5 protein-coding genes are annotated in these 8136 nt (G+C 76.4%); 1 reads left to right on the forward strand and 4 read right to left on the reverse strand.

Going from position 1 to position 8136, the window contains the following annotated elements; genetic code table 11:
* Positions 1-62: 62 nt before the first annotated feature.
* The 4 genes from ACIRQ9_RS38530 to ACIRQ9_RS38545 form a co-directional block, all read right to left on the reverse strand.
* On the reverse strand, positions 63-3791 hold the full coding sequence (locus ACIRQ9_RS38530; RefSeq protein ID WP_404184881.1) for an SAV_2336 N-terminal domain-related protein: 3729 nt from the start codon (positions 3789-3791) through the stop codon (positions 63-65).
* Between the two features lie 7 nt (positions 3792-3798).
* Positions 3799-4851: an AAA family ATPase gene (locus ACIRQ9_RS38535; protein ID WP_404184884.1), complete on the reverse strand. Its 1053-nt coding sequence runs from the start codon at positions 4849-4851 to the stop codon at positions 3799-3801.
* 111 nt (positions 4852-4962) lie between these two features.
* Positions 4963-7170: a trypsin-like peptidase domain-containing protein gene (locus ACIRQ9_RS38540; protein WP_404184887.1), complete on the reverse strand. Its 2208-nt coding sequence runs from the start codon at positions 7168-7170 to the stop codon at positions 4963-4965.
* Positions 7167-7616 (reverse strand): CU044_2847 family protein, encoded by a 450-nt coding sequence (locus ACIRQ9_RS38545; protein ID WP_404184890.1) that lies wholly within the window; start codon positions 7614-7616, stop codon positions 7167-7169. Before ACIRQ9_RS38545 ends, ACIRQ9_RS38540 begins: the two co-directional genes overlap by 4 nt.
* Positions 7617-7841: 225 nt before the next feature.
* On the opposite strand from ACIRQ9_RS38545, the gene ACIRQ9_RS38550 reads away from it, so the two are divergent.
* Positions 7842-8021, forward strand: a complete 180-nt coding sequence (locus ACIRQ9_RS38550; RefSeq protein ID WP_351321803.1) for a DUF6104 family protein — start codon at positions 7842-7844, stop codon at positions 8019-8021.
* Positions 8022-8136 lie beyond the last annotated feature (115 nt).

Raw genomic sequence — 8136 nt, forward strand, 5'->3', positions numbered from 1 at the left:
TGCGGGTCGTGTGCCTCGCGTGCTTCGTGCGCCCGATGTGCCGGTTCGCTCCGGCCGTGCGGTCATCCCAGCACCGCCAGGCGCTCCGCCGTGTCCCGCGCCGTCGGCTCGTCCGTGACCAGCGTGCCCTCCGGCAGGCGGGACCACTCCGTGCGGGCGGCCCGGTAGGCCTCGCGGGCGGCCCGCGGGCGCGCGGCCGCCTCGTAGGACATACCCCGCCAGTGGTGGGCCTGCGCCCCCAGCACGGACGCTTCCTGACGCCCGCGCTCGGTTGGGGCCTCGGCCGCCGCCTCGCGGGCCGACTCCGCGGCCGCGCGGAACGCGTCGACCGCCTCGTCCAGACGGGTCGGACGGCTAAGGCTCCGGTAGGCCTCGTACTGCGTACGCCCCAGCTCCAGCCGGCAGCGGGCGGTCAGCAACGGGTCGACCGCCTCCTCGGCGGCCAGCCCGAACACGTGCTCCGCCTCCCGCAGGTCCACCCGGTCGCCGCGCAGCCGGAAGCGCAGGATCAGCGCGCGGCCCAGCAACAGCAGCCGGTGACCGGTCTCCGGATGGCCGGCGGGGGTCTCCCGGCGGCAGTCCCGCAGTACCCGCACGGCCTGTGACAGGACCTCCCGGGCGCGGTCGTCGGCGCGGTCGGAGCCGGCCCGGCGCAGCAGCGCCTCACCCCACTCGGCGAGGACCTGCGGATAACCGGCGTCGTCGCGCGGCATCTCCGCCGCCGCGGCCGCGAACGCGGCGGCCGCCTCCTGCAGTTCGCGCGGATCGCCCGTCTCGGCGTACCGGGCGACCCGCACCCGCCCGGCCCGCAGGCGCAGGGCGGCCCGCTGGGCGCGTCTGCGGGTGGCCCGCAGCGCCTCGTCGATCCGGTCCTGGGCCTCGTCCAGGGCGCCGCCCGCGCGCAGCAGCGCGTCCACCAGGTCCAGTTGGACCGGGACCCGGTCGGCGGCCTCGGCATCGGCCCCCGGATCGGCCGCCAGCGCGTCGCGCAGCGAGCGGGACGCCTGCTCCGCGTGACCGCGGGCCTGTTCGGGATCGGTGGTGGCCTCGGCGAGCCGCAGCAGGATCCGGCCGTGGGCGAGCGGCAGTTCGGACGGCCGGTGCCGGCGGTCCGGCCACGCGTCGGCGAAGGCCTCCAGCATGCCGACCGCCCCCTGCAGCACCGCGCTGTCGCCGCCGAGCCGCCACTGCGCCTCCAGCGCGCCCACCCGCTCCAGGGTGAGCCGCAGCGCCTCCCGCTGTCCGAGATCGGGCGCGCCGCAGGCCACCGCGTACTCCCGGTCGGCGCGGCGCAGCAGATCCAGCGCGCCCGCCCGGTCGCCGTGCCGCCTGCGGTCGGTGGCGGTGGCGCGCAACACCCGCGCCACCGCGGCCCGTTCGCGCAGGGCGTGCGGCTGCGCCACCGCCCGCTCCGCCGCCGTCTCCGCCTCCCGGAGCAGATCGGCGCCGCCGCCCTGCACCTCCCACAGCCGCAGGGTGCAGTTCGCGTACTCCGCCCACAGCTCCGGATCGGCGCCCGCGGGCTCCTCGTGCTCGGTCGCGCCGCGCAGCAGCTGCACGGCGTCGATCAGGTCCTGCACCATGCCCTCGGCGTCGAACCGCGTGAGCAGCGCACGGGCCCGGCCCACGGCCTGGTGGGCACGGCGCTCCCCCGGCCGCTCGGCCGCCGGACGGCCGCCGTAGAGCCGGAACTGCTCGGGCAGCGGCATGAACCGCTCCAGCACCCGCGCCGCGACCTCGGCGAACGGCTGCGGGACCAGGGTCGCGTCGCCGTTCTCGCCGCCCCGGGCCGGGTAGCGGGAGCCGGGCGGGGTGTACGGCCGTCCGGAGCCGCCGTCGCCGAGCTGGGCGAGGGCGAGGGCCGGGAAGTTGGGGCCGCCCTTGCCGAAACGCTGCTCGATGTACTCGGAGCAGTGCTTGAGGACGAGCAGCGCCTCGTCACGGCCGAGCGTGTCGAGCAGGGCGTCCTGGACCTCCGGCTCCATCTCGTACCACTGGGTGCCGTCCGTGGTCTGCGCGGCGCGGTTCTCGCGGGCGCGGGTGACCAGGCCGCCGAGCAGCACCTCGGCGAGTTCGGAGGGCCCGGAGTCGGGGAGCATGGTCCGCTGCACCAGCTGCATCACCGGGAGGCAGAGCGGCGCGGCGGCCAGGAAGACCGCGAGCCGGGCGGCGCCCGGGGAGGCGACGGACTGGAACCTGCTGACCCGCTCGACCGGCGAGGGCCGGCGGCCGGGGCGGGACTCCGGTGCGGGCCGCTGGTCCGCGCGCACCCAGCCCACGGCGCCCGCGACCGGCCCGGCGCCGATCCCGGCCAGCAGCCGCGCCCACGCCCCGAGCGCCACCGGTTCCGGAGGCAGCACGGGCACCGGCAGGGCGCCGCGTCCGCCGCCCGCGGGCGTTCCGGCCGGGGTGCGCAGCCGCAGCGCGGTGGCCCCGCCCAGGGTCTCGCCCCGGCTCAGCTCGCCGTAGGTCACGGGCAGCCTGGTGCGGCTCCACATGCGCTGCGGCAGCGGCTGGAGCACGGCCACCGGGGCCTGCCGGGACAGCTGGTGCAGCAGCCGGTGCGCGCGCCCGCTGCGCCACAGCGGGCCCGCGCAGTCGCTGACCAGCAGGGTGATACGACGGCCGGTCGGGTCGCTGAGACGGTCGGCGGTGTGCAGCGGAGCCGCGTGCGCGTCGGGGCTGCGGCTGACGGCCGCCTCGCCGTCGGGGCCGGTGTGCAGATGGCTGATCTGGATGTCCCGGAAGGCGCCCAGCTGGCCGAAGACCTGGACCAGTTCGGAGAACATGCGCTCCCAGACCCGCATCGACGGCGAGGCCTCCAGGACCAGCTGCAGCCGGGCGTCGCCCCGGACGACCGCGCGGTACACCGGCAGGATCAGGCCGCCCGCGCGGGCGCTGTGCTCGGCGGTGGCCGTCTCGTCCAGCTCGGTGCGCAGGGGCGGCGCGGCGCTGCGGTAGGTCTGCAACGGCCTTAATGCGCGCTGGAGTTCGAGCGGCGCCGGCAGGGCGGGGGCGGCGGGCACTCCGACCGGCAGACCGGTGATCCGGCCACCGGACCGGCCCTGGCCCGCGCCCGGCTGCGGCACCGGGTACAGGGGCGCGCGGCGGTCGGCTCCGGCGCCCTCGGGCCCGGCGGGCCGCGACCGGGCCGCCCGCTCGGCGGCGTCCGGGTCCGCGGTGTCCCGGTCCGGGCCCTTCGGTGGGACGCCGGGCCCCTGGTGCGGGCCTCCGGCCGGCCCCGGGCTCGGCATTTCCCACTCGGGCACGGCCGCGGGACGCGCCCAGCGGGCCAGCCAGAGGGCGTCGCAGAGCCCCTCGGTGTCCGGATCCAGCCCGATCTCCCGCAGACGGCGGACGAGTTCGGTGAGCGAAGCATCGTCGCCGGGAGCCTGGGTGGCGGGCGCCTCGGTGGCGGGCGCCTGGGTGGCGGGTGTTTCGGTTGCGGGAGCCTGGGTGCCGGGTGCATCGGTGGCGGGCGCCTCGGTCCCGGACGCCTCGGTGCCGGGGAGATCAGGCGCCTCGGTGCCGGGGAGACCGGGCGCCTCGGTGCCGGGGAGACCGGGCGCCTCGGTGCCGGGGAGACCGGGCGCCTCCGGGGCGCCCGGGGCGGCGGGGCCGGGCGCCGGAGATGCGGGGGGCGCCGGCCCGTCGGGGGCCGGCGGCACGGGCCCACCGGGCTCACCCGTGGCACGCGGCGGTTGCGCCTGCCCGTCGGGAGCGGGCAGGAAGGGGCCGCCCGGTGACCGCTCGGGCGGGACCGGGTCGGGGCGTGCCCCTGCGTCCGCCATCAGCGCCTCACCTCGGGCGGTCGAGTCGCTGGATGAGCAGGTCGGCCAGACGGTCGCGGCTGGGCGGGGCGGCCGCGTCGGTGAGGAAGATGGCGTTGAGCAGTTGGTCGGCGGCGAGCAGTTCGCTGCGGGAGCGCTCCAGGAACCGGTTGACCAGGTCGTCGCCGGCGCGGGCCGCCTCGTCGCCGAGGTGGGCGCGGACGAAGGTGGCGAGGCGGTTGTGGTCGGGCCGGTCCAGTTCGAGGTGGATGCAGCGGCGCATCAGGGGCGCCGGGAAGTCCCGCTCGCCGTTGCTGGTCAGCACCACGAACGGGAACGCCCGGCAGCGCACCCGGCCGTCCCGGACCCGGACCTTCCTGCCGTCGGCGGTGAGCACCTCGGCCTCGCCGTCGGGCAGCCGGTCGGCGATCCGCTGGAGTTCGGGTATCTCGAACTCCCCCTCCTCCAGGACGTTCAGGAGGTCGTTGGGCAGGTCGATGTCGCTCTTGTCCAGCTCGTCGATCAGCAGCACGCGCGGGGTGTCCGACGGCAGCAGGGCCGTGCCGAGCGGGCCGAGCCGGATGTAGCTGCCGATCGCCTCCACCGCGCCCGGGGTCCCGCCGGCGTCTGCCCTGTCCCCGGTCTCGTCCGGGCGGGAGGTGTCGCCGCCCTGCGCCGCGATCTGGACGTCCTGCAGGCGCGCGATGGCGTCGTAGTGGTAGAGGCCGTCCTGGAGTGCCGAGCGGCTGACGATGGACCAGCGCAGGACGTCGCCGAGGCCCAGTTCGTACGCAACCGAGTGGGCGAGGGTGCTCTTGCCCGCGCCGGGACTGCCGGTGACCAGGAGCGGACGCCGCAGGTACAGCGCCGCGTTGATCATCTCCAGCTCCTCGGCGCCGGGGCGGTGCAGTTCGGCCAGATGCCGGTGGGCGCCGAGCCTTCGGCCCTGGGAGCCGTCGCCGCCGTCCGCCGCGTCCCGGCCCGAGAAGTCGCGCCAGGGCGGCGGCGGGGGAAGCCGGTTCATTCCGTCGTGGGGTTCGCCGGCGCCTCGGTAGATGAGCCACTCACTGGATTCGGTCATGTCCGGTCCTCGTCGTCACTCGTCCGTCCCCACGGCAGCCGTCGAATCTGCCTCACGTTATCGACCTTCAGGAAACCTGGTAAGTGCCGGAGGCGCACAGGGCGCGCCGGTTCACGGCGCCTCCAGCAGGTCGCCGGAACCGGGCAGGGGTTGGTGCGGATCGTCGTACAACAGCGCTATTCCGTCGGCCCAGAACGCCTCGGTGAGCCCCGCGCGGACCTGTCCGCGCAGTCCGTGCACCAGTTCGGGCAGCGCCCCGGCGCCGTCGCCGTCGTCCACGGTCACCTTGGCGCCGCGGTGGAACTCCCCGCACACGGAGTCGGGTTGGCGCCTCGACCGGCGCCACAGCACCACGCCGTACCCGGCGCGGGCGAGCCGGCCGAGCGCGGTGGCGTCGTCCTCGTAGCGCTGGTCTCCCTGGCGGCACAGCACCGGGACGGTCCGGGGCGCGAGGCCGCGCAGCGCCGTCGCCTCGGGGACGGGCCTGCGGACCCCGTCGTCGCAGTCCAGCACCTCGGCCTGGGCGTGCTGCGCATGCACCCGGTGCCAGCGGTCACGGCGCTCGAACTCCTCGTCGGAGGAGGGGGACCGGTGGCCGTCCGGGTCGGTGTGCCGCCCGCCGGAGGCGCCGTACCCGTCGTCGTCCTCCGCGGGCAACTGGTCGCGGTCGCCGCAGCGGACCACCACCGGGCGTTCGGCGCCCAGCGGGGCGGCGCCGGGGCGCGGGCGCCACTCGTCCACGGCCATGCCGAGCAGCAGGTGCGGCAGTGCCACCTGCAGCGTGACCGGCCGTCCCGGCTCGTCGCAGCGCCGGAAGGCCTCGGCGAGGGGGCCGGCGAGATACGCGCCGAGCCCGTCCAGCGGGACGCGCTGCCCCTCGTACAGCCGGGTCGCCTCGCCGTCCGGCCGGGCCACCGAGATCGACCAGTCGCAGCGGTCGGGTTCCCAGCCCCTGCGCACCACTTCCAGCAGCACGGACCGCTCGCGCGCGAGATCGCGCGGATGCGCACGGGCCCGCTCGACGGGTGCGCCGACGGTGAGCCGGTCGGCGGACGCGCGGCCGTGCCGGCCGCGCTGCCGGTCGCCGAGGTGTTCCTCCCGCCGGCGGGCGATGTCCCGGCGGTACCCGCTGTCGAGGGCCGTCGCGGCCTGCTTGATCCAGTCCCACAGGGCCTGTTCGGCGGCGAGGACGCTGGGCGTCGGCGGCCGCTCGGCGATCAGCACCCGCATCGCGTAGTCGAGGACGAGTCGCAGCGCGCCGTCCTGCCGGGCGGTCTCGTACAGCACGCCGAGGCCGTCCCGCCAGCCGCGCGGGGCCGGGGACAGGGGCGGCAGGCGGAAGTTCGGCAGCGAGTCGAGGAGGTCGAGCAGGCCGCGGGTGCTGACCGGGGGCGGCAGATCGGCCAGCCGCCCGAGCAGTTCGCCGCGCTCGTCGGGGCTCAGGGTCCGGCCCGGCCGGGCCCGCAACTCGCTCTGGAGATCGGACCAGGTCGGACGGCGGGAGTCGGCGGGCTGCTGCCGGTCGCGGTGATACCGGTCGTGGGCGTGGAAGACGGCCTGGTAGAGGTCGTGGGGGTGGGTGTGGGGATCGTGCGGGCGGCCGGGGTCGGGGTGCCGGGCGGGCGCGGTGTCCGGTGGCACCTGGAGCATCCGCAGCCGCTCGATGCCGATCGACGTGCCGCCCGTGCCGTGGTCTGCGCGGGACTTCAGGACACCGACCACCTCGCCGCGCACCGGGTCGATCACCGGTCCGCCGGAGACCCCGGGCGGCAGGTCGTTCTCGCCGAGGCGCATCTGGGCGCCGGTGGACCAGCCGCCGATCGTGCCGCGCACGGTGAGGAATCCGTCGAGGATCTCCGGACGGCCCTGGTAGGAGGTCCAGCCGGCGTAGAAGACGCGGCCCTCGGCGAAGTGCGGCGCCGGGCGTTCGGACACGAAGACGCAGTCGTGGTCCACCGGCTCGCGCAGCCGGACGAGCGCCAGGTCGGGAGCGGGCCAGCCGCCCCGCACGGGACCGTCGAGGTGGTCCGGGAGGGTCGCCGCGACCTGGCCGGGCACCGCGCGGGGCTCCTCGTAGGGACCGGCTTGATAGACCACCGCCACCTCGCCCCCTTCCCCGCCGTGGATCACATGGGCGCAGGTCAGCACCCAGTTCGGTGCGATGAAGAAGCCACTGCCGAGGAACGCCCCGGACTCCTCCGGGGCATACCCGACACCTGTGCGATGGATGCGTACGGTGGCCGCCATCACGAGTTCACGCAGCGCGTGGTGGGCCGGATCCCAGCCGCCGGATGCGCCCCCGTCGTGCCGTTCCGTCATTCCGCGCTCCCGGCCCCGGCTCCCTGGGCGCCCCCGTGCACCGAGGCGCCGCCGGACGCGCCGGAGCCTTCGGGGGTGCCCGGAACGCCGGGATCGGGCGGGCCGCCGCCCTTCCAGCTCAGGGTGACCGTGATGGCCGCCTTCGCCTCCCCGTCCGCGAGCAGCCCGACGACCTTGCCCGCCTTCGCCGTCAGCTCGATGCCGAACTCGACGCTCACCTCGTCGGGCCGCACCGCCCGCAACGGCTCGGCGAGGGACCGCGCCACTCCGCGGACCAGCGCGTTCAGACTCTCGACCGACGCCTCCACGCGCTCGGCGAATCCGGTGTCCGTGTACGACAACTCTCCCGACGGCACGGCCAGTTCATCGGCGCCCGAGATCCGCGCCCACACCGGCGTGCCGTCCGGCAGCCGCACCCGCGCTATCCGCGTAGCGTCCTGCTCCATCCCGCTCCCCCGTTCCCCCGAGCCCCGTGTGCTCCCGGCGCCGTACCGTTCGTGGTTTCCCGTCCTTCCGGGGCGGGAAGACATCGCCGCTTCCCTTCACGGGGAAGGAGTCCTTCCCCGCCGGGCCGAGCCCTACCCGTCGCCGACGGCACCCTTTGCCTTCGGCCTAGGCTGGTAGACGCCCATCACCGGGCCTTCACCCATGCAGGCAGCAGGAGAGCACCCATGTACTTCACCGACCGAGGCATCGAGGAACTGGAGAAGCGGCGCGGCGAGCAGGAAGTCACCTTCGAGTGGCTCGCGGAGCAGCTCCGCACGTTCGTCGACCTGAACCCCGACTTCGAGGTCCCGGTGGAGCGCCTGGCCACGTGGCTGGCGCGGCTGGACGACGAGGACGAGGAGTAGGACGCGGGGGGGGGCGGGCCCCCCCCCCCCCCCCCCCCCCCCCCCCCCCCCCCCCACCCCCCCCCCCCCCCCCCCCCCCCCCCCCCCCCACCCCCCCCACCACCCCCCCAACCGG

This window comes from Streptomyces sp. NPDC101237 (genome assembly GCF_044767465.1).
In the GTDB taxonomy this organism is placed as follows: domain Bacteria; phylum Actinomycetota; class Actinomycetes; order Streptomycetales; family Streptomycetaceae; genus Streptomyces; species Streptomyces gramineus.